The sequence below is a fragment of the Actinomadura hibisca NBRC 15177 genome, assembly GCF_001552635.1.
Taxonomy (GTDB): Bacteria; Actinomycetota; Actinomycetes; order Streptosporangiales; family Streptosporangiaceae; genus Spirillospora; species Spirillospora hibisca.
This window is the reverse complement of sequence record NZ_BCRO01000007.1, coordinates 1-25,069: the sequence shown is the minus strand read 5'-3', so window position 1 is coordinate 25,069 and position 25,069 is coordinate 1. Positions and strand designations below refer to the sequence as shown.

General features: G+C 73.1%; 22 protein-coding genes. 13 read left to right on the top strand and 9 right to left on the bottom strand.

Going from position 1 to position 25,069, the window contains the following annotated elements; translation table 11 throughout:
* The first annotated feature begins 32 nt into the window (after nt 1-32).
* Nucleotides 33-473, top strand: a complete 441-nt coding sequence (locus AH6_RS02700; RefSeq protein ID WP_083982156.1) for an Lrp/AsnC family transcriptional regulator — start codon at nt 33-35, stop codon at nt 471-473.
* A gap of 10 nt (nt 474-483) precedes the next feature.
* Here AH6_RS02700 and AH6_RS02695 read toward each other — a convergent pair whose 3' ends face one another.
* On the bottom strand, nt 484-1,404 hold the full coding sequence (locus tag AH6_RS02695) for a TIGR03619 family F420-dependent LLM class oxidoreductase (RefSeq protein ID WP_067472900.1): 921 nt from the start codon (nt 1,402-1,404) through the stop codon (nt 484-486).
* 179 nt (nt 1,405-1,583) lie between these two features.
* Here AH6_RS02695 and trhA point away from each other — a divergent pair, with 179 nt between their 5' ends.
* Complete coding sequence (gene trhA, locus AH6_RS02690) at nt 1,584-2,252, top strand: PAQR family membrane homeostasis protein TrhA (protein ID WP_067472897.1); 669 nt, start codon at nt 1,584-1,586, stop codon at nt 2,250-2,252.
* 85 nt (nt 2,253-2,337) lie between these two features.
* On the opposite strand, the gene AH6_RS02685 is transcribed toward trhA, so the two are convergent.
* The 6 genes from AH6_RS02685 to AH6_RS02660 form a co-directional block, all read right to left on the bottom strand.
* The gene (locus AH6_RS02685; protein ID WP_067472894.1) at nt 2,338-2,877 is read right to left on the bottom strand and encodes an FHA domain-containing protein; all 540 of its coding nucleotides are present in this window, start codon (nt 2,875-2,877) and stop codon (nt 2,338-2,340) included.
* Between the two features lie 291 nt (nt 2,878-3,168).
* A complete protein-coding gene (locus tag AH6_RS02680; protein WP_067472891.1) occupies nt 3,169-4,377 on the bottom strand; it encodes an acyl-CoA dehydrogenase family protein in 1,209 nt (402 codons plus the stop codon).
* 66 nt (nt 4,378-4,443) lie between these two features.
* Nucleotides 4,444-5,580 (bottom strand): DUF3616 domain-containing protein, encoded by a 1,137-nt coding sequence (locus AH6_RS02675; RefSeq protein WP_067472888.1) that lies wholly within the window; start codon nt 5,578-5,580, stop codon nt 4,444-4,446.
* Between the two features lie 112 nt (nt 5,581-5,692).
* Complete coding sequence (locus tag AH6_RS02670) at nt 5,693-6,430, bottom strand: hypothetical protein (RefSeq protein WP_067472885.1); 738 nt, start codon at nt 6,428-6,430, stop codon at nt 5,693-5,695.
* A 201-nt stretch (nt 6,431-6,631) separates the two neighbouring features.
* Nucleotides 6,632-7,846 carry a cytochrome P450 gene (locus tag AH6_RS02665; protein ID WP_067472882.1) on the bottom strand — a complete coding sequence of 405 codons (1,215 nt, stop codon included), beginning with the start codon at nt 7,844-7,846 and terminating at the stop codon, nt 6,632-6,634.
* A gap of 60 nt (nt 7,847-7,906) precedes the next feature.
* Complete coding sequence (locus tag AH6_RS02660; RefSeq protein WP_067472879.1) at nt 7,907-9,328, bottom strand: KamA family radical SAM protein; 1,422 nt, start codon at nt 9,326-9,328, stop codon at nt 7,907-7,909.
* A 140-nt stretch (nt 9,329-9,468) separates the two neighbouring features.
* Here AH6_RS02660 and kdd point away from each other — a divergent pair, with 140 nt between their 5' ends.
* Nucleotides 9,469-10,527 carry an L-erythro-3,5-diaminohexanoate dehydrogenase gene (gene kdd, locus AH6_RS02655; protein WP_067472877.1) on the top strand — a complete coding sequence of 353 codons (1,059 nt, stop codon included), beginning with the start codon at nt 9,469-9,471 and terminating at the stop codon, nt 10,525-10,527.
* A 46-nt stretch (nt 10,528-10,573) separates the two neighbouring features.
* Complete coding sequence (locus AH6_RS02650; RefSeq protein WP_083982169.1) at nt 10,574-11,905, top strand: DUF2252 domain-containing protein; 1,332 nt, start codon at nt 10,574-10,576, stop codon at nt 11,903-11,905.
* 24 nt (nt 11,906-11,929) lie between these two features.
* Here AH6_RS02650 and AH6_RS02645 read toward each other — a convergent pair whose 3' ends face one another.
* Both AH6_RS02645 and AH6_RS44510 read right to left on the bottom strand, forming a co-directional pair.
* Nucleotides 11,930-12,793 (bottom strand): 3'-5' exonuclease, encoded by an 864-nt coding sequence (locus AH6_RS02645; protein WP_169807789.1) that lies wholly within the window; start codon nt 12,791-12,793, stop codon nt 11,930-11,932.
* A 199-nt stretch (nt 12,794-12,992) separates the two neighbouring features.
* Nucleotides 12,993-14,150 (bottom strand): hypothetical protein, encoded by a 1,158-nt coding sequence (locus tag AH6_RS44510; protein WP_169807788.1) that lies wholly within the window; start codon nt 14,148-14,150, stop codon nt 12,993-12,995.
* 297 nt (nt 14,151-14,447) lie between these two features.
* Here AH6_RS44510 and AH6_RS02635 point away from each other — a divergent pair, with 297 nt between their 5' ends.
* The 9 genes from AH6_RS02635 to AH6_RS02595 all read left to right on the top strand — a co-directional run.
* On the top strand, nt 14,448-16,028 hold the full coding sequence (locus tag AH6_RS02635) for a fibronectin type III domain-containing protein (protein WP_067472865.1): 1,581 nt from the start codon (nt 14,448-14,450) through the stop codon (nt 16,026-16,028).
* A 215-nt stretch (nt 16,029-16,243) separates the two neighbouring features.
* Nucleotides 16,244-17,032, top strand: coding sequence for an MlaE family ABC transporter permease (locus tag AH6_RS02630; RefSeq protein WP_067472862.1), 789 nt, complete (start codon nt 16,244-16,246; stop codon nt 17,030-17,032).
* 2 nt (nt 17,033-17,034) lie between these two features.
* A complete protein-coding gene (locus AH6_RS02625) occupies nt 17,035-17,865 on the top strand; it encodes an MlaE family ABC transporter permease (RefSeq protein ID WP_245679148.1) in 831 nt (276 codons plus the stop codon).
* Complete coding sequence (locus AH6_RS02620; protein ID WP_067472859.1) at nt 17,862-19,136, top strand: MCE family protein; 1,275 nt, start codon at nt 17,862-17,864, stop codon at nt 19,134-19,136. The genes AH6_RS02625 and AH6_RS02620 overlap by 4 nt, the downstream gene beginning before the upstream one ends.
* A complete protein-coding gene (locus AH6_RS02615; protein WP_067472856.1) occupies nt 19,133-20,173 on the top strand; it encodes an MCE family protein in 1,041 nt (346 codons plus the stop codon). The genes AH6_RS02620 and AH6_RS02615 overlap by 4 nt, the downstream gene beginning before the upstream one ends.
* Nucleotides 20,174-20,478: 305 nt before the next feature.
* Nucleotides 20,479-21,573: an MCE family protein gene (locus AH6_RS02610; RefSeq protein ID WP_083982155.1), complete on the top strand. Its 1,095-nt coding sequence runs from the start codon at nt 20,479-20,481 to the stop codon at nt 21,571-21,573.
* The gene (locus AH6_RS02605; RefSeq protein WP_067472853.1) at nt 21,573-22,583 is read left to right on the top strand and encodes an MCE family protein; all 1,011 of its coding nucleotides are present in this window, start codon (nt 21,573-21,575) and stop codon (nt 22,581-22,583) included. Before AH6_RS02610 ends, AH6_RS02605 begins: the two co-directional genes overlap by 1 nt.
* Entirely contained in the window at nt 22,580-23,764 is a 1,185-nt protein-coding gene (locus AH6_RS02600; protein WP_067472850.1) for an MCE family protein, read from the top strand. Before AH6_RS02605 ends, AH6_RS02600 begins: the two co-directional genes overlap by 4 nt.
* Nucleotides 23,764-25,069: MCE family protein (locus AH6_RS02595; protein ID WP_157431220.1), on the top strand; the 1,306-nt coding region annotated here is incomplete at its 3' end. The genes AH6_RS02600 and AH6_RS02595, both read left to right, overlap by 1 nt.

The following is a 25,069-nucleotide window of genomic DNA, read 5'->3' as shown; positions in this document are numbered from 1 at the left end:
CGCGGCGCCGCCCGGCGCGCTAGATTTCCCGCGTGGAGGAGATCGATCGTCAGATCATGGCCCTGCTGGCCGAGGACGGGCGGATGAGCTTCACCGACCTGGCCAAGGAGACGGGCCTGTCGGTGTCGGCGGTGCACCAGCGGGTGCGGCGGCTGCAGAAGCGCGGCGCGGTCCGCGGCTTCACCGCGCTGCTGGACCACGAGCAGATCGGGCTGGCGCTGACCGCGTTCGTGTCGATCAAGCCGATCGACCCGGCCGCGCCCGACGACGCGCCCGAGCGCCTGGCGCACCTGGCGGCGATCGAGGCGTGCCACTCGGTGGCGGGGGAGGAGAGCTACATCCTCAAGGTCCGCGTCGGCACGCCCAACGACCTGGAGGAGCTGCTCCAGCAGATCCGCAAGGCCGCCAACGTCGCGACCCGCACCACCGTGGTGCTCAGCACCCCCTGGGAGGGCCGCCGCCCGGCGCTGTGACCGGGAGGCGTCACAGGCGCGGCGCGAACGCCTGGAGCGCCTCCCGGGCCAGGAACATCGAGTCCCACGGGTCGGCGTCGGGACCGGTCAGCTCGGGGTCGAAGTTCAGGTCCACGAACAGCTCGGTCACGCCCCGCGCCGCCAGGTCGTCGAAGTCGGCGCGGATCTCCTCGTGCGACCCGGTCAGCGGCGCGCGGTCGGGCAGGCCCGCCTCGCGCACCCGCACCGCGCCCCGGCACACGAACCGCAGCGCCGAGGCGTCGCGGCCGGCCTTCTCGGCCTCCTCGCGCACGACGTCGATGGAGCGGCCGATGCCGGCGAGGTCGGCGCGGCTGGAGCTGACCCAGCCCGCCGCCAGCCGCCCGGCGCGCCGCAGCGCGGGCTCGGCGGTGCCGCCCAGCAGGATCGGCGGCTCGGGGTACTGCAACGGCTTGGGCTCGGCGAGCGAGGCCGGGACGTCGTAGAACTCGCCGTGGTACTCGCTGACCTCGTCGCCCCACAGGGTGCGCAGCGCCGCCAGGTACTCCTCGGCGCGCGCGCCGCGCCGCTCCATCGGGACGCCCGCCGCCGCGAACTCCTCGGGCATCCAGCCGAGGCCGAGGCCGAGGTCCAGCCGCCCGCCGGACACGTGGTCGAGGGTGGCGGCCTGCTTGGCCAGCACCGGCGGCGCCATGAACGGCATGTTCACGATCGCCACGCCCAGCCGCACCCGCTCGGTCCTGCCCGCGAGGTAGGCGAGGGTGACCAGCGGGTCGGGGACGTTGCGGTAGTTCTCGGCGGCCTCCCGCCCGGCCCCGGCGGCGGGGACCAGCAGCCGCTGGAGCGTCCAGACCGAGTGGTAGCCGAGTTCCTCGGCCTGCTGCGCGATCAGCACCTGGTTGGCGGGCGTGGCCCACGCGCCCGCCACCGGCACGGCGAACCCGATCAGCACGGTGCTCCTCCTCGGTTCCTCGGTGACGCGGGGGCCTTGACAGAGGGCCCGGCCCGAACCTTACAGCGTCAAGGTCCAGGGCACTGGCGACCCGCCATCACAAGGTGCCGCGAATCACCCGAATACCCCGATGAGCACGGGATATCTTGAGGGCAGACGACAGTACGAGGAGGCTCGGGATGCGACGACCGAAGGATCTGGCGGAGGCGGTCAAGCCGAGGTTGCGCGGCTGGCTGCATCTGGGGACCTTCCCGGTCGCGCTCATCGCCGGAGTCCTGCTGGTGGCGTTCGGCCCGACCCGCGAGGCGCGCCTGTGCGCGGCGGTGTACGCGCTCACCTCGGCGCTGCTGTTCGGCGTCTCGGCCGCCTACCACCGGGGCCGCTGGTCGCCGCGCGTCGCCGACGTGCTGCGCCGCTTCGACCACGCCAACATCTACCTCATCATCGCCGGCACCTACACGCCGTTCGCCTACCTGATCCTGGACGGCATGGCGCGCACGCTGGTGCTCGCGGTCGTGTGGGGCGGCGCGCTCGCCGGGGTGCTGTTCCGCATCCTGTGGACCAACGCGCCGCGGATGCTCTACACGGCGCTGTACATCGGGCTGGGCTGGGTGGCGGCGTTCTTCGTGCCGCAGTTCATCGAGGGCACCGGCGTGGTCGTGGCGCTGCTGGTCGCGCTCGGCGGCGTGCTGTACAGCATCGGCGGCCTGGTCTACGGGCTGCGCCGCCCCGACCCGTCGCCGCGCTGGTTCGGCTTCCACGAGGTGTTCCACGCCTTCACGGTGGCGGCCTACGTGTTGCAGTACATCGCGGTGTCGTTCGTGGTCTACCGCGCGGGCGCGGTCTAGACCGACTGGGCCGGACCGGGAGTCCAGGGGCCGCCCGATGCCCTGATCACACGTACCGCCATGCGGCCAGGGCGGCGCGCCGCTGTCAGGGGGCGGCGACGATGAAGCTGGCGTTGCCGAAGCCGACCTCGTCGCCGGGCCGGACCCGGGCGGGGCCGGTCAGCCGCCAGCCGTTGACGCGGGTGCCGTTCATCGACCCCAGGTCGGAGATCATCCAGCCGTCGTCGTGCCGGTAGATCTCGGCGTGGAAGCGCGAGACGGTGAGGTCGGTCAGCACGAACTGGCAGCCGGGCGCGCGGCCGACCACGATGCGGGTGAGCCCGGCGGGCGGCAGCGTGAAGCGCGGCAGCCGGGGCGTGCGCCAGGCCGACTCGATCCGCGCCGTCACGTGCGACACCGAGGAGATCAGTCCGGTCAGCCGGTTGACGACCCGGTTGGTGGAGGGCAGGTCGTGCACGACGTCGGCGAGCTCGGCCTGGCTGCGGGCGCGCAGCACCTGCTCGACACGGCGCTCGAAGGTCTCCTGCGACATGCGCCCCTCGGCGACGCGGTCGCTGAGCACGCGCAGCACACGATCGCGCTCCATATCGGACGCTCTCACCGGATATGAAGGCCGACCGTCCATAGCTGTGAGTATCCAGATCCTGTCGATTGCTGTCTACACGACCCCGCAAGCCGAGATGAATCCTCCGCCCTGCTTGATCAGACGGCTTTCCGACCGGTCAGGTTCGGAACGCTTCGGGAGATCTCCCCATCGGACGATCTTCCCCCTCCTGACCTGCGCCGCCGGCGTGACCAAGATTGGGAGACGTTTGGGAGACGATCTCCATGTGGCGCGGCTGGGCCGGGAACGGGGCGGGCGCCGGGCGGGCGGCCGGGGAGGGCCGCGCCGCACGGCGCCCAATGAGATGGCGGGTCAGCGGGACAGCAGGTCGCGGGCGATGTGGGTCACCTGGATCTCGTCGGTGCCCGCGTAGATCTGGAACGACTTGGCGTCGCGGGCCAGCTGCTCCACGCGGTACTCGCTCATGTAGCCGTTGCCGCCGAACAGCTGCACCGCCTCCATCGCCACCTCCGAGGCGGCCTGCGCCGAGTACAGCTTCATCGCCGACGCCTCGGCCAGCGTCGGGGTGCGGCCCTGGCGCTGCATCTCCACGTGCCGGAACACCAGGTTCTGCACGTTCAGGCGGGCCACCTCCATGCGGGCCAGCTTCAGCTGGATCAGCTGGAAGTCGCCGATGCGCTGGCCCCACAGCTCGCGCTTCCTGGCGTAGTCCACCGACAACTTCAGGCACTCCTCGATGACGCCGAGCGCCATCGCGGCGACCCCGGCGCGCTCGGTGACGAAGTTCTGCTTCGCCGACTCCTTGCCGCCGCCCGACCCGGCCGCCAGCAGCCGGTCCTCCCCGGCGCGCACGTCGTTGAGGAACAGCTCGCCGGTGGGGGAGGAGTGCAGGCCCATCTTGCGCAGCGGCCTGGTCTGGTCCAGGCCCGGCATCCCGCGGTCCAGGACGAACGTCAGGATCTCGCGGTCACGCGCGGGGCGGCCGTCGTCGAGCTTGCAGTAGAAGACGATGGTGTCGGCGTAGGGGCCGTTGGTGATGAAGGTCTTGGACCCGTTGATGACGTACTCGTCGCCGACCTTGCGCGCGGTGGCCTGCATGCCGCCGAACGCGTCGGAGCCGGAGTTGGGCTCGGTGATGGCCCACGCCCCGACCTTGTCGAGCGTCAGCAGGTCCAGGCCCCACCGCTCCTTCTGCTCGGCGGTGCCGCGCTTCATGATGGTCCCGGCGGCCAGGCCCAGGCTGACGCCCATCGCCGACACCAGGCCGGGCGCGACCTTGCACAGCTCGATCACCGGCAGCATGCTCATCGCCGCGTTGCCGCCGCCGGGCCGGTCGTCGTCGGCGCGGGAGGGCTCGCCCGCGCGCTCCTTGTCGAGGCGCGACCGGAACGACGAGCGCGCCATCTCGTCCATGCCGAACGTCTTGTACAGGCCGCGCAGCAGGTCGTAGGGCGGCAGCTCGCCCGAGTCCAGCGCGTCCAGGTTGGGCCGGACCTCGGCGTCGATCCAGTCGCGGACCGCGTCCCGGATCATCAGATCCTCGGCTGACCACTCGATCATGCTCGCCTCCCAAAGATGGCTCTGCCTGACAGCGTGCCCATCCAAGCAGAGCCTGAAAGCGAGCGCTTATTCGGGGAGGGGCCCGCCGCCGACCGTCACCACGTCGGCCAGGATGCGGCCGTCGGGCAGCCGCCGCGCGGCCGACGGCGAGTCGTAGACCACCATCAGCCGCACGCCCGGCGCGGCCTCCTCGGCGGGCGCGGCCTCGTCCAGCACCGCGATGCCCTCGGCGTGGTCGTCGCCGTCGCCGTAGGGCAGGCCGCCCAGGTCCTCCAGTTCGGCGGCGGGCACGACGTCGGCGGCGTCGATGGTGGCCGCGCCGCGCCAGCGCACCACGCGCACCGGGCCGTCCAGGTCCATGGTGGGGCCGGTGAGGATCAGCAGGTCGTCGCCGTGCGGGCACAGGTCGCGGATGCCGAGGCCGCCGAGGTCCAGGAAGTGCGTGCGGTAGCGGGCCCTGCCCTGTTTGCCCTTGCCGATCGGGCGCAGCCGCAGCCGGTGCGGGTCGGCCGGGTCGGTCTCGGGGTGGATCTCGATGAGCACCGCCCAGCCGCGCAGCACCGGGCCGCGCAGCCCGATGTAGAGGCGGTCGCGGTGGGCGGCGACGCCCTCGATGTCGATGCCGTTGTCCTTGCTGGGGATCGGCAGGAACGGCGCCAGGTGCGGGTCGTCGGCCAGCAGGTCGGTGATGGCGTCGCCGCGGCCGCCCAGCACGGCGGCGGTGCGGTCGGGGCCGCCGTCCTCGCCGGGCGCCGAGCGCACGACCTCCGGCAGCCCGTCGGCGCCGGTGACCAGCGGCAGCCGCGCCAGGATGAACCGGTTGTCCTCGCGCACGACGCTCGCCAGCCGCTTGCGGGCCTTGCCGTCGGACTGGCCGGGCTTGACGCGCTTGCGCTTGAGGCTGTGCGAGCCGATCGCCCACAACCAGCCGTCGCTGCGCGCCAGGCCCTCGATGTCGGCCTCCTCGTCGGGCCCGGCGGGCAGCTCGACCAGGTCGGCCAGCGCCACGGTGCGGTGGCCCTCGTAGGCGGTGACCAGGCCGTCGGGGCCGGTGCGCGCGGTGAGCCGCTCGACGGTGGCGGTCTCGTCCCCGGCCACCCACAGGCAGCGGCCGTCCTGGCGCACGGCGGACAGGTTGGTGTGCGTCTCGGCCTCCCGGCTCGCACGCCCGAAGGACAACTCGACCTGGCGTTCCACGATCATCTGCCGATGTTCCCATACAACCGGTGCGGGACGGCACGAACCGGGCGGACCGGAGGCGGCCCGCCCGGTCCACGGCCGGATCAGGGGCGGATCAGGGACGGGATGGGGCCGGTCAGGCGGCCAGCATCGCCCGGTGCACCTGGTCCCAGTAGCCGGCCGTCAGCTCCAGCAACCCGTCGAACCCGGCGCGCAGCCGCGCCAGGTCCTCCCCGTCGCGGCACAACCGGGCCGCCGACGCGACCGCCTCCTCCCGGTCGATCTTGGCGGCCTCGCAGATGTGCACGTAGAAGTACTCGCTCATGTGGTGGAAGGCGTCCTCGTCGTACAGGTGCTTGTAGTTGCGCAACCCCTCGTACAGGCGGACCGGCGCGGGATGCGCCAGCAGCTCCTGCGCCAGCAGCGCCCCCTGCACCACCCGCCGGTCGGGGTCGGTGAACAGCGCGCGGCGGCCCTCGGTGAACGAGCGTGTGCCCGGCAGCGGGTCGGCGGCGCGCAGTTCGGCCAGCGTGTAGGGCGTGCCGCGCAGCCGGCCCAGCAGGTCGGTGAGCATCATCTCCTGGAGCAGCAGGTGGGCCTTGGCGGGATCGCCGCTGCCGTACTCGGTGTACAGGTGCTTCACCCGCTCGACGCGGGAGGCGAGGTCGTCGGCGTGCAGCACCGACAGCGCGGCCATCAGCATGGTGTCCACCGTGCGCGCGTAGAACTCCCGGGCGAACACCTCCACCTGGCGGTGGGGGAGCGGGCCCGACATCCAGTGCCGGTAGAAGGCGTTGTCGAGGGCGGGGTGGCGGCGGACACCGTCGGCGAGGCGCTGGATCTCGGCGGTGGCGTCGAGCTGCTGGCTGCGCATGGAACTCCTTGTCCGGTGGCAATTTTCCGGAGGGACGAAAGGGACGCAACTATGTTGCGCAGCCGTCCGGAGGCACCGACAGTGGCGATCATGACCGAACCTGGTCAGGTGCGTCACCTGCCACGTCAAGGGGGTGCGGCCGTGACAGGATCTGGCGGGCGGGCCATAGTCGCCTACCTCGGCGGCACGCCTTCCTGCCCCTCAGCCGTCCCAGACGACGGGCAGCCGCTCGGGCTTGCGGAACACCAGGCCGTGCGGCACCGGGAGGTGCCCGGGGGCCAGGCGAAGGCCCGGCAGCCGGTCCAGCAACGCGCGCAGAGCGGTGCGGGCCTCCAGCCGCGCCAGGTGCGCGCCGAAGCAGAAGTGCGGACCGTGCGCGAACGCCACGTGGTCGCCGGCGTTGGCGCGCCGCACGTCGAAGCGGTCGGGGTCGGGGAACACCCTCGGGTCCCGGTTGGCGGCCGAGATCGACACCCGCACCAGATCGCCCGCCCGCACGGTGACGCCGCCCAGCTCCACGTCGGCGGTGGCGTAGCGGTCCACGACCGCCGCCGCCGGTTCCAGCCGCAACGACTCCTCGATCGCGGCGTCCAGCAGCGCCGGTTCGGCGCGCACCAGGGCGAGCGCGGCCGGGTCGCCCAGCAGGTGCAGCGCGGCGTTGACGATCATCGCCTCGGTGGTGTCGATGCCGCCGAACATCAGCACCGCCGTGTTGGCGACGATGTCGGCGGTGGTCAGGTCCCGCCCGGCGGCGGCCACCGCCGCGGGCAGCGACGACGACGGGTCGTCGCCCAGGGACGCCTCGACGGCCGCGCGCAGCTTCGCGTAGGCGTCGCGCGCCGGGGGAGGGGTGTCGGGAGCGCCCGCCGTGATGGCCGACACCGCGTCCACGAACGCGCCGTACCAGGACCGCACCGTCGCGGCGTCCACGACGCGCTCGCCCCGCCCGGCCAGGCCCAGCGCCTCGGCGACCACCGCGACCGCCAGCGGCCCGGCCAGCTCGCCGCGCAGCTCGGCCCGCCCGGCCGGGGCGAGCGCGGTGACCAGGCGGTCCACCTCCGCCTCGACGAAGGCGGTGAAGCGCTCGCGGGTGCGGGCGGGCCGGAACGGGTGCGCGAACGGCTCGCGGTGGCGGGCGTGCGCGGGCCCGTCCAGCGACAACATGCTGGGCCCGACGACCCGCGCGGTGGAGAAGCGCGGGTCGTCCACGGTGAAGGCCGCCGCGTCGCGCATCACGCGCACCGCGAGGTCGCGGGCGGTGACCAGCCAGCCGCCGAACGCCGGGAGCCAGGAGACCGGCTCGCGCTCACGCAGCCGGGCGAGCGCGGGGTGCGGGTCGTCCTCCAGGGCGGCGGCGGTGACGGCCGCGCCGACCGGGAAGCGGGATGCGAGATGGGAGGTGAGGGGGTGCGCCACCTGCGGCAGCGTACCCGCCCCGTTAATGATCTACAATGTAAAGGCGTCGACCGTGAACGCTCACTCCCCGACGGCCTGACGCCGTGCCCACCACTCGCGCCCCGCCTCCGACAGCGTGTAGATCGGGTCGTAGTACTCGTAGCGGCGCTTGAGCGCGTCGGGGTCGGCGGTCTCGATGCCGGTCCGGTAGTTCTTGGTCCAGTAGGAGACGCCGCGCTCGCGGTCGTAGTCGGCGAGCTGGTGCACCCAGCGCTTGCCGACGTAGGGCACATCGCACACGATGCGCGGGGTGGCGAAGCCCGGCAGGTAGCCCATGATGGCGTGCTGGAGCTCCTGGGCCTCCCACACCGCCAGCCGCCAGTGCTCGGCGGCGGGGATCATGTCGCACATGTACAGGTAGTAGGGCAGGATGCCCGCCTCGTCGAGCAGCGCGAACGACAGGTCCAGCAGCTCGGCGGGGGAGTCGTTGACGCCGCGCAGCAGCACGCCCTGGTTGCGGACGTCGCGGATGCCGGTGTCGAGCATGGCGCGGGCGGCGCGGGCCACCAGCGGGGTCACCGAGCGGGCGGCGTTGACGTGGGTGTGGATCGCGATCTGCACGCCGCGGCGGGACGCCTTGGCGGCGAGGCGTTCCATGCCGGCGCGGACCTCGTCCTGGAGCCAGTGCTGGGGCAGGCCCATGAGGGCCTTGCTGGCCAGGCGGACGTCGCGGATGTTGTCGATGTCGAGCAGGGCGTCGAGGAACTGCTCCAGGCGGGGCCAGGGCAGGTTGGCGACGTCGCCGCCGGAGACGACCACGTCGCGGACGCCGGGGGAGCGGCGCAGGTAGTCGAGCATGGCCTGGTGGCGGTCGGTGGGCTTGATGGTGAACTTGTGCTTGTCGACGGCGGGGGTGGAGTTGCCGACCAGGTCCATGCGGGTGCAGTGGCCGCAGTACTGCGGGCAGGTGGGCAGCAGCTCGGCCAGGACCTTGGTGGGGTAGCGGTGGGTGAGGCCCTCCACGGCCCACATCTCGGCCTCGTGCAGGGAGTCGCGGGCCGAGTAGGGGTGCGACGGCCAGTCGGCGCGGCGGTCGCCGTCCACGGGGATCATGTAGCGGCGCACGGGGTCGGCGAGGAACGCCTCGGTGGAGGAGGTGTCCATGGTGTTGAGCATCTGCGGCGGCACCAGCATGGACATGGTGGCGCGGCCGGCCTGGTCGCGTTCGAGGTCGGCGTAGAAGGACTCGTCGAGCAGGTCGCCCATGACGCGGCGGAGCTGGCGGAGGTTCTTGACGCAGTGGGCGCGCTGCCACTGGGCCGACTCCCATTCGGCGGTGGTCACGTCGCGCCAGGCGGGGAAGCGGCGCCAGTCGGGTTCGTGCAGGGGGCGGCGGCGGTAGGCGTAGGGCTGCCCGGCGTCCTGCTCGGTGCCGGTGCCCGTGCCGGTCGCGGTGGAGGCGGGTCCGGCGGTGCCGGGTTCCGGGTGCAGGGCAGTGGTCATCGTCGACCTCTCCTCGCGAGACGTGGTGCACAAAAGTCTTGTATATGCCCGACGTTACGGGAAGAATTTCGCTTGAACCAGAGTTGGCCCGGACATCTTCCGGGTCGCAGTCGGACATCAGGGTCGAGACGGGACGAGAGATGATCGATCGCCGCACCGGCGCGGGGCTGCACCGGGTGCTGGCGCCCGCGGGCGTGCTGCCGCAGGCCGCCGACCGCCTGGACGCCGACCCGCGCGTCGGCCCCGACGAGGTGCGGGTGCGGGTGGAGCGCCTCAACCTGGACGCCGCCTCCTACCGGCAGCTGCACACCGCGTTCGCCGGGGAGCCGGACAAGATCCGCGCCGAGGTGCTGCGGATCGTCGGCGAGCGCGGCAAGATGCACAACCCCGTCACCGGGTCGGGCGGGATGCTGGTGGGCGTCGTGGACGAGGTGGGCCCGGAGTCACCGCTCGGCCTCAAGCCCGGCGACCGCGTCGCGACGCTGGTGTCCCTGACGTTGACGCCGCTGGCGATCACCGACGGGCTGGCCCGGTGGGACGGCCGCTCCGAGCAGATCCCCGCCGAGGGCCATGCGATCCTGTTCGCCCGGTCGATCGCGGCCGTGCTGCCCGGCGACCTGCCGGTGCCGCTGGCGCTGGCGGTCATGGACGTGTGCGGCGCGCCCGCGCTGACCGACCGCGTGGTGCGCGGGCTGCCCGGCCAGGGGGCGGCCCCGGTGGTGGCGGTGCTGGGCGGCGCGGGCAAGAGCGGTTCGCTGGCGCTGGCCGCCGCGCGGCGGGCGGGGGCCCGCACGATCGGCCTGGTGCCCACCGCCGCCGAGCAGGAGTGCCTGGAGGCGGCGGGCCTGGCCGACGTGGTGGTGCGCGCCGACGCCCGTGACCCGGTGGCGGTGTCGGCGGCGGTGATCGGGGCGCTGGGCGTGCCCGCCGACGTGACGGTGGTGTGCGTGGACGTGCCGGGCTGCGAGCACGGCGCGATCCTGGCGACCGCGCCCGGCGGGACGGTGGTGTTCTTCTCGATGGCGACCTCGTTCCCGGCGGCGGCGCTGGGCGCCGAGGGGCTGGCGGCCGACGTGACGATGCTGATCGGCAACGGCTACGTCCCCGGGCACGCGGAGATGGCGCTGGACCTGCTGCGTTCGGTCCCGGGGGTTCGTTCCCTGTTCACCGCGCGCACGGTGGCCGATTCGGCACAATGACTCGGGCATGCCCCCCGCGGACCCGAACACCGAGGAGACACCCCCCATGGCGAGCATCACCGAGGCCCTGCGGCGGCGCGACCCGAAGGAACGCCGGACCCAGATCGTGGACGTGCTGGTGGAGGCGTTCTCGGACCTGATGGAGCGCAGCCCGGCCGAGTTCCGGCGGCGGTTCCGCAAGATGGCGTCGGACCCGTTCGCCTTCTACCGGGGCAGCGCGTGCCTGTTCTACGCCGACATCGTGGACGACGAGGACCCCTGGGCCGACGAGCGCACCAGCCGGGTGTGGATCCAGGGCGACCTGCACGCCCAGAACTTCGGCACCTACATGAACGACGACGGCGTGTTCGTCTTCGACGTGAACGACTTCGACGAGGCGTACGTCGGGCACTTCACCTGGGACGTCAAGCGCCTGGTGGCGAGCCTGGCGCTGCTGGCGTGGAGCAAGGCGATCTCCGACGACGACATCCGCCGCCTCATCGAGACCTACGTGCGCGCCTACGTCGACCAGGTCCGCCAGTTCGCCGAGCACGAGGGCGACTACCAGTTCGCGCTGACCCTCGACACCGCCGACGGCTACGTGCGCGAGGTACTGGTGCAGGCGCTGGCGTCCACGCGGATCGCGCTGCTGGAGGGCAAGACGCTGGTCGAGCAGCAGGAGCGCCGCTTCCGCAACCGGCCGGGCGTGCGGCGGCTGGGCGAGGAGGAGCGCGCCCGGGTGGAGGCGGCGTACCTGGAGTACCTGGCGACGATCCCGGCGGAGAAGCGCTTCAAGAGCCTCACCTACCGGATCAAGGACATGGTGGGCGCGTCCGGGTTCGGCATCGGCTCGGCGGGCCTGTCGGCCTACAACATCCTGGTGGAGGGGCACAGCCAGGCGCTGGAGAACGACGTGATCCTGTCGATGAAGCAGGGCAACGTGGCGGCCCCCTCGCGGGTGGTGGACGACGAGCGGATCGCGGCCTACTTCGAACACCACGGCCACCGCACCGCGGTGTCGCGCCGGGCGCTCCAGGCCAACACCGACCCGTGGCTGGGCTACACCCAGATCGACGGCGTGGGCTACGTGGTGCAGGAGTTGTCGCCCTACGAGGAGGACCTCGACTGGTCGGCGCTGACCGAGCCGGACGAGATGGTGTCGGTGCTGGACGACCTGGGCCGCGCGACCGCCAAGGTGCACTGCGTGTCCGACTTCGACTCCGACCACACCCTGGTCGGGTTCCAGGTGGAGGACGCCATCAACGCGGTGGTCGGCGCGGACGAGTCGGCGTTCGTGGAGGCGATGGTGGCCTTCGGCACCGAGTACGCCGCCGTGGTCCGCGACGACCACCGGCTGTTCGTGGACGCCTTCCGCAACCACGAGATCCCCGGCCTGTAACCGGCCCCGGAGCTCCGGGGCCGGTCAGGCGATCCAGCGTTGCGGGTCGTCCTTCAGCGCGTCGATGACGCTGCTGGCCTCGGGGCTCGTCAGCTCGGTCGAGCTGGCGATCGGCCGCTCCACGATCTTCGACAGCACCCGGTAGCGGTCCTCGCCCTTGGTGACGCCGTGCCGGGACAGCAGGCTGTTGACGAACTTGACCTGCTTGTCGCTGGCGGGCTGCGACGCGGTGCGCGCGCGGGGGCGACGGCCGGGCAGCGGAGGCTGCCAGGCGGGGTCGGCCTTGGCCATGGTGTGCAGCAGGCCGAGAGTGGTGTAGGTGTCGGCGAGGGCGCGGTGGCCGCTGCCGGGCTGCTTCTGCCACCGGTACTCGCCGCGCGTCTCGTCCCACTCGCCGATCCACTGCGAGTAGGGGAGCATCACGTCCTCCCAGCGGGCGCGCGCCATCCAGCGCTCGGCCGCCGCCAGGTCGCCGCCGTTGCTGTAGGCCACCGCCTGCTTCAGCACGCCCCGGTCGAAGGAGATGTTGTAGCCCAGCACGCGCCGGCCGTCGAGCAGGGCCGCGAGGTCGGCGTAGGCGCGCTCGTGGAACGCCTCGGCGCTCTCGACCGCCAGGGGGTGGATGCCGTGCACGGCGGTGGCCTCGGGGGAGATGGCGCAGGCCGTGCCGACCAGCGTGTCGTACAGGGCACCGCCACCCGCGGACACCACGCCGATCTCGCAGATCTCCACGTCGTACTTGGCGGGGTCGTCGTCGGGCAGGTCGGTGTCGTGGAACGCGGCGGTCTCCACGTCCAGGATCACCGTGGCCGGGTCGGCGAGCACCTCCCGGGCCCACTCGATCGCCTCCAGGCGGTCCTTGTACCGCTCGTCGTCGCTCTTGGCCACGATCACCCCGCTGTCGAACCCGTCGCCGTCACTGATGGTCCTACACCACGGTACCGACAGTGCATGGCTCTGGAGGCCGCGTCGGGGAACGCGGGCAGGGCCTCCGGCGGGGCGTTCCGCACGGATTGCGCAGCTCCGGCGGTGTGCGGAGCACGGCTGCGCCGCCGGAGAAAAAGGGATGATCCTGGGGCGGCTGAGGTCAGGGACGGGACGGCCGGTCCGGCAGCAGCGCCAGACGCAGCGTGACCGCCGAGCGCGACCGGGGCGGACGCGGCGCGGCGTGACGGCCTGAGCCCGAGCGCCGCGCCGGGGCGACGACGGGCATGGGCACGGTCGCGGACTCGCCCGGAGGCACGGGAACGGCTGTGGGCACGGCCACGACGGCGGGCACGTCCGCAGTCACATCGGTGGACGGCACATCGGACGGCACATCGGCGGGAACCGGCTCGACCCGCGCCGGGCGCGCGACGGCGCGGGCCTTGCGGCGGCGCGCCCACAGCCGCGTCCCCAGCAGCGCCTGCCCGGCCAGCAGCGCCGACAACCATCCGGCCTGCACCGCCGTCAGATCCGACGTCCCGAGTTCGGTGACGCCGCCGCGCAGCGCCGTCGAGGGCAGCGGCGCGCCGGTCCCCGCCTTCCCTCCGGCCACCTGCGGCGAGGCGATCGGCGGCAGGGCCACCTGCGGCGCGTCGGGGTCGGCCGGAGCCAACGACGGGGCCGAATCCGTCGGCAGGCTGGGCGCACTGGGCGTGCCCCCCGGCGGCACCTGCGCGTTCGGCGGGGGCGTCGTCCCCGGCGGTGTGGAGGGGGAGGCGGGCGCGGTCACCCTCAAGGTGGTGGCGGCGACCGCGTCCAGCGCCCCGGACGCCGACGCCCTGGCCACGATCGACACCGCGCCCGGGGACGCGCCCTTGGGGATCGACACCACCGCCGACACCGTCTCCCCGCCCGAGCCGACGTCGCCCAGCGACACGCTCGACGGGCTGACCCGCAGCCCCGCCGCCGACAGCCGCAACGACGCCGAGTGCGCGGTGGCCCCCGAGGAGCGCACCGACACCGTCGCGGTCACCGCGCCACCGGCCGCCACCGTGGAGTCCGACACCGACACCCCCGCCCGCAACTGGGGACGGGGCGCGGGGGTCGTCGGCCGGGTCGGCGTCGGGCTCGGGCTGGGCTCGGGCGGCGTCGGGGTGGGGCTCGGCGACGGCGCAGGTTCGGTGGGGGAGGGCGTGGGCGTCGGCGTCGGGTCGTCGGGCTCGGCCGCCAGCGCCGCCACCGGCGGCACCACGGCCACCGCCAGCACCACCGCCGTGCCCAGGCCCGCGACGGCCGGTCTTCCTCCCGCTCGCCACACCACGTCGTCCGCACCTCCATCACCGGGGAATGGCGATGGCACCACGCCCCGTCCGGCCGCTTCAACCGGTGCGGCGCGATGTTGGCGCGAGGCGCGCGTTTTTTCTTCCGAGTTGTACGGGAACGCACATTCAACGGCCCCAGGAAAACGCTCCGGAATGTGCGTCCACGGCTAATACAAGACGGCGGAATCATCGCCCGGCGCTAGATATCGGCGAGCGGTTCCCCGATTGCTTGTCGGCGATATCGCGCCGTCGTTACGCTGCCCGCCGCCGGACGCCCCCTGCCCGAAAGGTGCCGCGTGAAGGCCCACTGGAAGACCGCCGGGAAGACCGGCACGGCCCTGGCGGTCGCCGCCGGAGCGCTGTGCGCCCCGGCCGGGGCGCCCGCCGCCGCCGACCCCGCCGCGCTGACGCTGACCTACACCTGCGACTACCCGCTGATCGAGAAGCAGCCGCTCACCGTCAAGATCAAAACGGACGTGCCGAAGACGATCAAGGCGGGCGAGCCGTCCCCCGCCCTGCACATCGAGGTGCTGTCCACCGTCGGCCCCGAGACCACCTCGGGCCTGGCGCTGATCGGCGCCGAGACGTTGGAGGGCACCGCCACCTCCCACAACACCGTGGACCTGCCCGACGGGCCCAGGGACGTCGAGGTCCCGGTCACGCTCGGCAAGGTGAAGGTGCCCGTCGAGGGCGGTTTCGACATCCCCGGCCAGGGCGACGCGCCGCGCCTGGTGTTCCCGCGCCCCGGCACCGGGAAGATCTCGGTCGGCCGCCTGGCGCTGCACATCGTGGCGCGCGACAACAACGGCGTCCAGATCACCGACCCCGATGTCAGCAACGTGCCCTGCGTGCTCAACCCGGGCCAGGACGCCACCCTGGCCACCTTCCAGATCGTCGACGGCGGCGGCGACCCCGGCGAGCAGGACACCGAGCCGCCCACCGCCCCCGGCACGCCCGCCGTCACCGCCGCGACCGCCACCAGCCTGTCGCTGAGCTGGCCCGCCGCCACCGACGACCGGGGCGTGGCCGAGTACGACGTCTACCAGGGCACCAGCAAGGTCCTGACCGTCGCGGGCACCAGCGGCACCGTGACGGGCCTGACCCCCGACACCGCCTACACCTTCACCGTCCGGGCCCGCGACGCCGCCGGCAACGCCTCCCCGGCCAGCCCGCCGGGCGCAGGCCGCACCGGCAAGGCCGACACCGTGCCGCCCGGCGAGGCCACCCCGCCCGAGTGCGGGAAGCTCACCGGCCCGGCCAAGACCACCCCCGCCTGCGTCTACATGGCCGGGTACTCCAACCTCGCCAAGCTCGGCGCGGCCACCGCCCTCAACGACCCCGCCTACGCCGAGCCCGCCCCCACCAACATCGTCATCTACCCGCCGGTGAGCGGGAAGTTCGGCGCCGACTTCCAGTTCGTGCGGCCGATGCGCGGCGCCGCCACCACGCTGCAGTTCCGGTTCATGCCGGTCACCGCGAAGATGGAGCTGACGCAGGTGGACGGGCCCGGCCGGATGGACGGCACGCTGGTGCCCGGCGGCGGCTACACCATCAAGGCCACCGCCCGCATGTCGGTCCGGCTGCACGACGTCCGGGTCAACGGCACCCCGCTGGAGGTCGGCCCGCGCTGCCGCACGGTGCGGCCCGCCGAGCTGGTGCTGACCGGCGGCACCCCCGAGTACAAGAGCATCCTGCTGGGCGGGCCGCTGCGCGGGGTCTACACCGTCCCGCCGTTCACCGGCTGCGGCGTCGGCGAGGACCTGTCCCCGCTGCTGACCGCCGCGGTCTCCGGGCCCGGCAACGCCGTCAAGATGATGCAGGGCAAGATCTGCATGCCGCAGCAGCCGACCTGCCCCCGGCAAAAGCCCGAACGCTGAGTTGAGCACCGAACCGGCCGCCGGAACGCGCCATTCCTTTAGCGCCCGCGGAAATTCCGCTGTCACCGGTTGCTAAGGATTTCCCGGCCTGTTGATAGGCGTTCACCGCCCCCAGTAGCGTCCCGCAGCAGGCCGGCCGGAATCGCACCGGACCGGATTGAGGAGAGACGAGCCATGCACACCGAACACCGGGAGAACCGGCCGGGCGGCCGCCCATGACCGCGCCCCAGGTCTCCTTCCCCGGCGCCGGCGCGCTGCGGCAGACCGGGAACCTGTTCGCGCTCGGCGCCACCGTCCTCGGCCAGATGTTCCGCCGCCCGTTCCAGGTGCGCGAGTTCGTCGAGCAGTTCTGGTTCATCGCCGGGGTGACGATCCTGCCGACGGCGCTGGTGTCCATCCCGTTCGGCGCGGTCATCTCCCTGCAGGTCGGCTCGCTCACCCAGCAGCTGGGCGCCCAGTCGTTCACCGGCGGCGCCAGCGTGCTGGCGGTCATCCAGCAGGCCAGCCCGATGATCGTGGCGCTGCTGATCTCCGGCGTCGCCGGGTCGGCGATCTGCGCCGACATCGGCTCGCGCAGCATCCGCGAGGAGCTGGACGCCATGGAGGTGCTGGGGGTGTCGCCGATCCAGCGGCTGGTGGTGCCCCGGGTGCTGGCGTGCGTGGCGGTGGCGTTCCTGCTCAACGGCCTGGTGTCGGTGGTCGGCGTCGCCGGCGGCTACTTCTTCAACGTCCTGATGCAGGGCGGCACCCCCGGCGCCTACCTGGCCAGCTTCTCGGCCCTCGCCCAGCTGCCCGACCTGTACGTCAGCGAGTTCAAGGCGGTGCTGTTCGGGTTCATCGCCGGGGTCGTGGCCGCCTACCGCGGCCTGAACCCGCGCGGCGGGCCCAAGGGCGTCGGCGACGTCGTCAACCAGTCGGTCGTGGTCACCTTCCTGCTGCTGTTCCTGGTCAACCTCGTCATCACCGGGATCTACCTGCAGGTCGTCCCGCCGAAGGGCGGCTGACGGTGGCGCTCCCCGACGCGATGCGGCCCGGCCGCTGGCTGGCCCGCCTGGACGCCCCCGGCGACCAGCTCCTCTTCTACCTGCGCGCCCTGCTGTGGACGCCGCGCACGATCCGCCGCTACCTCAAGGAGGTGCAGCGGCTGCTGGCGGAGGTGTCGTTCGGCAGCGGCGGCCTCGGCGTCATCGGCGGCACCATCGGCGTGATGATCGCCATGACGCTGGCCACCGGCATGATCGTGGGGTTGCAGGGCTACTCGGCGCTCCAGCAGATCGGCACCGCCGCCTTCACCGGCTTCGCCTCGGCCTACTTCAACACCCGCGAGATCGCCCCGCTGGTGTCGGGCCTGGCGCTGTCGGCCACCGTCGGCGCCGGGTTCACCGCCCAGCTCGGCGCGATGCGCATCAGCGACGAGGTCGACGCCCTGGAGGTCATGGGCATCCCCTCGCTGCCCTACCTGGTCACCACCCGCATCGTGGCGGGCGCGGTGGCGATCGTCCCGCTGTACGGCATCGGCCTGCTGTGCTCCTACGTGGCCTCCCGCCAGGTCACCGTCTGGTTCAACGGGCAGTCGGCCGGCACCTACGACCACTACTTCGGGCTGTTCCTCGCGCCGGCCGACGTGCTGCTGTCGTTCCTGAAGGTCCTGATCTTCAGCGTGCTGGTGATCCTGTCGCACTGCTACTACGGCTACCGCGCGGTCGGCGGCCCCGCCGGGGTGGGGCGGGCCGTCGGCCGCGCGGTGCGCACCTCCATCGTGCTGATCAGCGTGACCGACTTCTTCCTCAGCCTGGCGATCTGGGGCACGACCACGACGGTGAAGGTGGCCGGATGAGACACCGCCGACGACAAGCCGCCGGAACCGCCGGCCGCCGCCTGGCGGGCGTGGTGTTCCTGCTGGTCCCCGCCCTGCTGATCGGGTTGTCGATCGCCGTCTACGACAAGCGCTTCACCACCGTGTCGCTGGTGACGCTCAAGACCGCCAGCGCCGGCAACGAGATGCACCCGCACGCCGACGTCAAGCTGCGCGGCGTGGTGGTCGGCGAGGTCCGCACCATCACCGCCGACGGCGGCGGCGCGACCCTGAAGCTGGCGCTGCGCCCCGACAAGCTGCGGCTGCTGCCCCGCAACGTCCAGGCCCAGATGTTGCCCACCACCCTGTTCGGGCAGCGGTACGTGGCGCTCATCCCGCCCGCCGCCGCCACCCCCGCGCGGCTGGCGGCGGGCGACACCATCAGCCAGGACCGCTCCTCCAACGCCATCGAGCTGCAACGCGTCCTGGACAACCTGCTGCCGCTGCTGACCGCCGTGCGCCCCGCCAAGCTGTCGGCCACCCTCACCGCGGTGTCGCAGGCCCTGGACGGCCGCGGCACCGACCTCGGCCGCACCCTGGTCGAACTGGAGGCGTACCTGCGCCGCTTCAACACCAACCTGCCCGCGCTCAACCGCAGCATCAGGGACCTGGCCACCCTCAGCCACCACTACAGCGAGGCCGCCCCCGACATCCTCCAGGCATTGACCGACCTGACCCATACCAGCCGCACCATCGTCGCCCAGCGCGACGAGCTGGCCGCGCTGTACGAGTCGGTCACCAGCGCCTCCCAGGACCTGACCGGGTTCCTGCGCGAGAACTCCGCCAACCTCATCCGCCTGTCGGCCACCAGCCGTCCCAGCCTGGAGGTCATGGCCCGGTACGCGCCCGAGCTGCCCTGCACCCTGAAGATGGTGACCGAGTTCGTGCCGCTGATGGACCGGGTCCTGGGCAAGGGCACCGCGCAGCCGGGCCTGCACGTGGACGTGCGCACCGTCCCGTCCAAGGGCCGCTACCTGCCCGGCCGCGACCGCCCCGTCTACAAGGCCGGCGGCGGACCGCACTGCTACCCCGCCCCCTACGGCGCGCCCGCCGCCAAGGCCGCCCCGGCCACCGCGAACGGCCCCGTCGCCGTCGCGCGCGGCGGCCTCGGCCTGCCCAACTCGCCCGAAGAGAACCAGTTGGTCAACGAACTGCTCGCCCCCGGCCTCCAGGAAGTGCCCGAGGCCCTGCCCGACTGGAGCAGCGTGCTGGTCGGCTCCGTCTACCGAGGTACGGAGGTGACGCTTCGATGAACCGGAGGAGCCTGGCCGGGCCGCTGCTGAAATCGCTGGTGTTCATCGTGGTGACGGTCGCCGCCACCGCCGTGCTGGCCACCAGCATCGCCCAGACCGGCGGGCGCGGCGACACCGCCTACTACGCCCGCTTCACCGACGCCTCGGGCCTGCGCGACGGAGACAGCGTCCGCATCGCGGGCGTGCAGGTCGGTCGCGTGGACGCCATCACCGTCGCCGACCGCCGCCTGGCCCGGGTGCGCTTCACCGTCGAGCGCGGCCGCACGATCCCCGCGACCGCGACCGCCACCATCAAGTACCTCAACCTGGTCGGCCAGCGCTACGTCGAACTCGACCGTGGCACCGGCGCGGCCGGCACGCTGCGCGCCGGGGCGACGATCCCGCTGGAGCGCACCACCCCCGCGCTCAACCTGACGCAGCTGTTCAACGGCTTCCAGCCGCTGTTCGCCGCGCTGTCGCCCAAGGACGTCAACCAGCTCGCGGGCTCCATCATCCAGGTGGTGCAGGGCGAGGGCGGCACCGTCACCGAGCTGCTCACCACCATCGGCTCGCTCACCGGCGCGATCGCGGGCAAGGACCGCGTCATCGGCGAGGTCGTCACCAACCTCACCAGCGTGCTCGACACCGTCAACGCGCGCGGCGACCAGCTCACCGGCCTGGTCACCACGCTGCGGCAGCTGGTGTCGGGCCTGGCCGCCGACCGCAAGCCCATCGGCGAGGCCATCGGCGCGCTGGACGCCCTGGCGGGCAGCACCTCGGCGCTGCTGCGCGAGGGACGCGACCCGCTCAAGCGCGACATCGCCCAGCTCGGCCGCCTGTCGGACAACCTCAACGACGACGCCCCGACCGTCGAGCACTTCCTGCGGACCCTGCCGGGCAAGCTGACGGCCATCGGGCGGCTCGGCTCCTACGGCTCGTGGATGAACTTCTACATGTGCGAGGCCATCGTGACCGGCGCGACCTACCAGCAGGTCCCGGGCGAGACCCACCCCGCCCCGACCGGCGTCCCGAACACGGCGGCGAGGTGCGGCAAATGAGATGGCCCGGAAAGCGCCGCAAGCCCGCGCCGCCCAGCACCCCGTCCGCCCCGTCCGCCCCGCAGCCCCCGCCCGGCGACGCGGCGACGCCGGAGCCGCCGCCCCAACCCCTGCCAAGACGCCGCTCGAAGGCACCCGACAGGGCCCGCCCAACGGCCACGCCGAACACTCCGGCAGAACATCCGAACGAGCCCGGCCGCCCGGCACCCGAGAGCCCGAATAAACCGGGCACCCCCAAGACACCTGTGGGCCCGATCGCACCCGAGCCCACAGGCCAACCTTCACCGGCGGGCCGCACCACGCCCATGCCCGAGCCCGCCCGCCCCCGGCCCGTCGCCACCGTCCTGCCGCCCCTGCCCCCGCAACCCCGGTTCCGGCTTAAGCCCGTCCGGGACCGCAACCCCGTCACCGTCGCCGTCACCGGCCTGGTCGCCATCGTCGTGTCGGCGCTGGTCGCGCTGTCGGCCGACGACCTGCCGGTGATCGGCGGCGGCACCACCTACACCGCCGAGTTCGGCGAGGCCGCCGGGCTGCGCGACGGCAACGAGGTCCGCGTCGCGGGCGTCAAGGTCGGCAAGATCACCCAGGTCGCGCTCGACCGCGGCAAGGTGCGCGTCGCCTTCCGCGTCAAGGACACCTGGATCGGCGACGCCAGCACCGCCGCCATCGCCATCAAGACCCTGCTGGGCGACAAGTACCTCGCCATCGACCCCCTCGGTGCCAAGGCCCAGAACCCCCGCGCCCGCATCCCGCTGTCGCGCACCACCTCCCCCTACGACGTGACCCGCGCGTTCGAGGACCTCGCCGGGACCGTCGGGCAGGTCGACTCCCAGAAGCTGGCGCGCAGCCTGGACGCCATCTCCACCACCTTCGCCGGCACCCCGCCCAGCGTCCGCAAGGCCCTGGACGGCATGTCGGCGCTGTCACGGACCATCTCCTCCCGCGACGCCGAACTCGCCCGCCTGCTGTCGGGCACCCGCCAGGCCACCGGCACCCTCGCCGGGCAGAACGACCAGTTCACCGCCCTGCTGCGCGACGGCAACGTGTTGCTCGGCGAACTGCGCCGCCGCCGCGACGCCATCCACGGCCTGCTCACCGGCACCCAGGAGCTGGCCCGCCAGCTCACCGGCCTCATCGACGACAACCAGCGCCAGCTCCGCCCCACCCTGCAGGCCCTCGGCCGGGTCAGCGACCTGCTGCTGAAGAACCAGCGCAGCCTGGACCAGGCCCTCAAGCTCGCCGGCCCCTACACCCGGCTGCTCGGCAACACCATGGGCAACGGGCGCTGGATGGACGGCTACCTGTGCAACCTCGTCCCCAAGAACTACCTGCCGCCCGGCACGCCCCCCGCCGGCGACTGCCGCCCGCCCAAACAGGCCGCCGGAAAGCGAGGCCGCTGATGCTGACCCGTATGCGCGTCGCGGTGGCGCTGCTGGCCGCCGCGCTGGTCGCCGTCGCGGCCGCCACCGCGCTGGTGGTGTTCCGGCCGCCGCCCGGCACGCGCGTCACCGCGCTGTTCACCGAGGCCATCGGCGTCTACGCCGGATCGGACGTGCGGGTGCTGGGCGTGAAGGTCGGCACCATCGACACCGTCCGCGCCGAGGGCACCCGCGTGCGCGTCACCCTCACCGTCGACCACGGCGTGGACGTCCCGGCCGGGGCCCGCGCCGTCGCCGTCGCCCCGAGCCTGGTCTCCGACCGCTACATCCAGCTCGCCCCCGCCTACACCGGCGGCGCGCGGCTGGCGTCGGGCACCGTCATCCCGGTCGAGCGCACCGCCACGCCCATGGAGCTGGACAAGGTCTACGCCAGCATCAAGAAGCTGGCCGCCGACCTGGGCCCCAACGGCCTCAACCAGAAGGGCGCGCTGTCGGACGTGCTGGGCACCGGCGCCGACAACCTGCGCGGCAACGGGCAGGCGCTGCGCACCACCATCGAGCGGTTCGGGCAGGCCGCCAAGACCCTCACCGGCTCCCAGGACGACCTGTTCGCCACCATCGACAACCTCCAGAAGTTCACCACCATGATCAAGGAGAACGACGGGCAGGTCCGGCTCGCCGAGCAGCAGCTCGCCGAGGTCACCGGCTTCCTGGCCGCCGACCGGCAGGAGCTGGGCGGCGCGCTGACCGCCCTGGCCGACGCCCTGGGCCGCGTCGAGCGCTTCGTCCGCGACAACCGCGCGCTGCTGAAGGACAACGTCGGCAAGCTCGCCGACATCACCCGCACCCTGGTGGACCAGCGCCGCTCCCTCGCCGAGGTGCTGGACGTCCAGCCGCTGAACGCGGGCAACCTGCTCAACGCCTACGACCCGGCCACCCGCACCCTCCAGGGCCGCGGCGACCTCAACGAGATCGGCCTGCCCCTCCCGGCGGCGGGCACGGTCGGAACCGGGCGGGGGACCGGCCAGTGAGAACCACCACCCGAACGACCACCCGGCCCGCCGCCCGCCCGGCCACCGCCCGGTCCGTCCGCCCGGCCGCCGCGCTCACCGCCGCCGCCCTCGCCCTCACCCTGACCGGCTGCGCCGGAGTCCAGGACCTCCCGCTGCCCGGCGGCGCCGACCTCGGCGACCGCCCCTACACCGTCACCGCCACCTTCGCCAACGTCCTCAACCTGGTCCCGCAGTCGGCGGTGAAGGTCAACGACGTGGCCGTCGGCCGCGTCACCAAGGTCTCCCTGCCCCCGGGCGGCTGGACGGCCGAGGTCACCATGCTGGTCAACCGCCGCATCAGGCTGCCCGCCGGGTCCTACGCCCACCTGCGCCAGTCCAGCCTGCTGGGCGAGAAGTACATCGCCCTGACCGCCCCGCCCGGCACCGCCACCGCGACCACCGCCGCCGCGTCCCTCGGCGACGGCGCGCGCATCCCCCAGGAGCGCACCAACCGCAACCCCGAGGTCGAGGAGGTGCTCGGCGCGCTGTCGCTGCTGCTCAACGGCGGCGGCATCGCCCAGCTCCGCACCATCACCACCGAGCTCAACAACGCCCTGCGCGGCAACGAACCCCAGATCCGCTCCCTGCTGGAACGCCTGGCCACCCTCACCGGCAGCCTGGACGCCAACAAGAAGGGCATCACCGACGCCCTCGACGGCCTCAACCGCCTGTCGGCCACCCTGCGCGGCCGCAGGGAGCAGATCGCCACCGTCCTCGACGACCTCGCGCCCGGCCTCAAGACCCTGGAGGAGCAGCGCGGCGCGCTGGTGCGGATGCTGACCTCCCTGGACGCGCTGTCGAAGGTGGCGGTCCGCACCGTCGAGCAGAGCCGCGCCGACATGGTCGCCGACCTGCACGCGCTGGAACCCGTCCTGCGCAAGCTCGCCGACGCCGGACGCGACCTGCCCCGCTCCCTCCAGGCCCTGGTCACCTTCCCCTTCACCGACGCGGTGCTGCCCGCCATCAAGGGCGACTACCTCAACGTCTACCTGCGGACCACCGCCGTCCCCGGCATCGAGGTGATCCCGCCCATCACCCCACCGCCCACCACCGGACCACCAGCGAAAACGCCCGCCAAGACACCCGCGACCCAGCAGTCGGCCCCGCCGCTGCCACTGCCCTCCACCGGCGACGCCGGACCGGCGGGGGAGGGGACCTGATGCTCACCCTCGGCACCCGCCTCAAGAACATCGCGTTCGCCATCATCGGCGTGCTCGCGATCGGCTACATCGCCCTCAACCACGCCGACCTCGGCCGCTTCGTCGGCCTCGGCGGCTACTACGTCGTCAAGGTCGACCTCGCGCAGGCCGGGGGACTGACCACCAACGCCGACGTCACCTACCGCGGCACCTCGGTCGGCCGCGTCGGCACCCTGCACCTGACCGACGACGGCGTGGTCGCCGAACTCCGCATCGACCACGACTCACCCAAGATCCCCCGCGACACCCGGGCGGTGGTCGCCAACCGGTCGGCGGTCGGCGAGCAGTTCCTCGACCTGCGCCCCGCCACCGCCACCGGCCCCTACCTGGCCGCCGGGACCGTCATCCCGCGCTCGGCCACCCAGACCCCCGCGCCCGTCACCGACCTGCTGACCAGCGTCAACGACCTGGCCGCGTCCGTGCCGCTGGACGCGCTGCGCACCGTCGTCGACGAGTTCGGCACCGCCTTCGCCGGGCAGGGCCCCAACCTCGGCGTGCTGCTGGACAGCGGCCGCTCCTTCACCCGCGCCGCCCACGAGCACATCGAACCCACCAGCCGCCTCATCCAGGACGGCCAGACCGTGCTGCGCACCCAGAACGAGCAGGCCGACGCGCTGAAGTCGTTCGGCCGCAGCGCCCGCCTGCTCGCCGGGCAGCTGCGCACCTCCGACCCCGACCTGCGCCGCCTCATCGCCGCCGCGCCCGGCGCGTCCGGCGAGGTCGCCGGGCTGGTCCGCGACCTGGACCCCCACCTGGGGGTGCTGCTGGCCAACCTGCTCACCACCTCCGACGTCCTGGTCACCCGCGTGAACGGCCTGGAGGAGCTGCTGGTCAAGGTGCCCGCCGCCGTCTCCGCCGGCACCTCCATGATCCGCGACGGGCGGCTCCAGTTCGGCATGGTCACCACCTTCTTCAACCCGCTGCCCTGCACGCGCGGCTACGAGGGCACCCCCTACCGCGCCGGCCTGGACACCGGCCCCGCGCCCGCCCTCAACACCGCCGCCCGCTGCGCCATGCCCGCGAGCAGCGGCGTCAACGTGCGCGGCGCGGCCAACGCCCCCACCGGCGGCCCCGTCAAACCCCCGGCCCGCCCCGGCTCGCTGGGCGCGCCCACCGGCGGCGACGCCGCACTGCCCGGCGCGCTGGGCCTGCCCGCCCTGCCCGGCCCGTCCTCCTCGTCCACCCCGTCGTCCACCCCGTCGTCCACCCCGTCGTCCACCCCGTCGTCCACCCCGTCGTCCACCCCGTCGTCCACCCCGTCGTCCA

Bases quoted from the DNA above. Each gene is read 5' to 3' on its own strand.
- AH6_RS02605 (WP_067472853.1), top strand. From the start codon at position 21,573: ATGCTGACCCGTATGCGCGTCGCGGTGGCGCTGCTGGCCGCCGCGCTG.
- AH6_RS02675 (WP_067472888.1), bottom strand. From the start codon at position 5,580: ATGATCGTGGAACGCCAGGTCGAGTTGTCCTTCGGGCGTGCGAGCCGG.
- AH6_RS02610 (WP_083982155.1), top strand. From the start codon at position 20,479: ATGCCCGAGCCCGCCCGCCCCCGGCCCGTCGCCACCGTCCTGCCGCCC.
- trhA (WP_067472897.1), top strand. From the start codon at position 1,584: ATGCGACGACCGAAGGATCTGGCGGAGGCGGTCAAGCCGAGGTTGCGC.
- AH6_RS02630 (WP_067472862.1), top strand. From the start codon at position 16,244: ATGACCGCGCCCCAGGTCTCCTTCCCCGGCGCCGGCGCGCTGCGGCAG.
- AH6_RS02660 (WP_067472879.1), bottom strand. From the start codon at position 9,328: ATGACCACTGCCCTGCACCCGGAACCCGGCACCGCCGGACCCGCCTCC.
- AH6_RS02615 (WP_067472856.1), top strand. From the start codon at position 19,133: ATGAACCGGAGGAGCCTGGCCGGGCCGCTGCTGAAATCGCTGGTGTTC.
- AH6_RS02680 (WP_067472891.1), bottom strand. From the start codon at position 4,377: ATGATCGAGTGGTCAGCCGAGGATCTGATGATCCGGGACGCGGTCCGC.
- AH6_RS02685 (WP_067472894.1), bottom strand. From the start codon at position 2,877: ATGGACGGTCGGCCTTCATATCCGGTGAGAGCGTCCGATATGGAGCGC.
- AH6_RS02620 (WP_067472859.1), top strand. From the start codon at position 17,862: ATGAGACACCGCCGACGACAAGCCGCCGGAACCGCCGGCCGCCGCCTG.
- AH6_RS02670 (WP_067472885.1), bottom strand. From the start codon at position 6,430: ATGCGCAGCCAGCAGCTCGACGCCACCGCCGAGATCCAGCGCCTCGCC.
- kdd (WP_067472877.1), top strand. From the start codon at position 9,469: ATGATCGATCGCCGCACCGGCGCGGGGCTGCACCGGGTGCTGGCGCCC.
- AH6_RS02650 (WP_083982169.1), top strand. From the start codon at position 10,574: ATGGCGAGCATCACCGAGGCCCTGCGGCGGCGCGACCCGAAGGAACGC.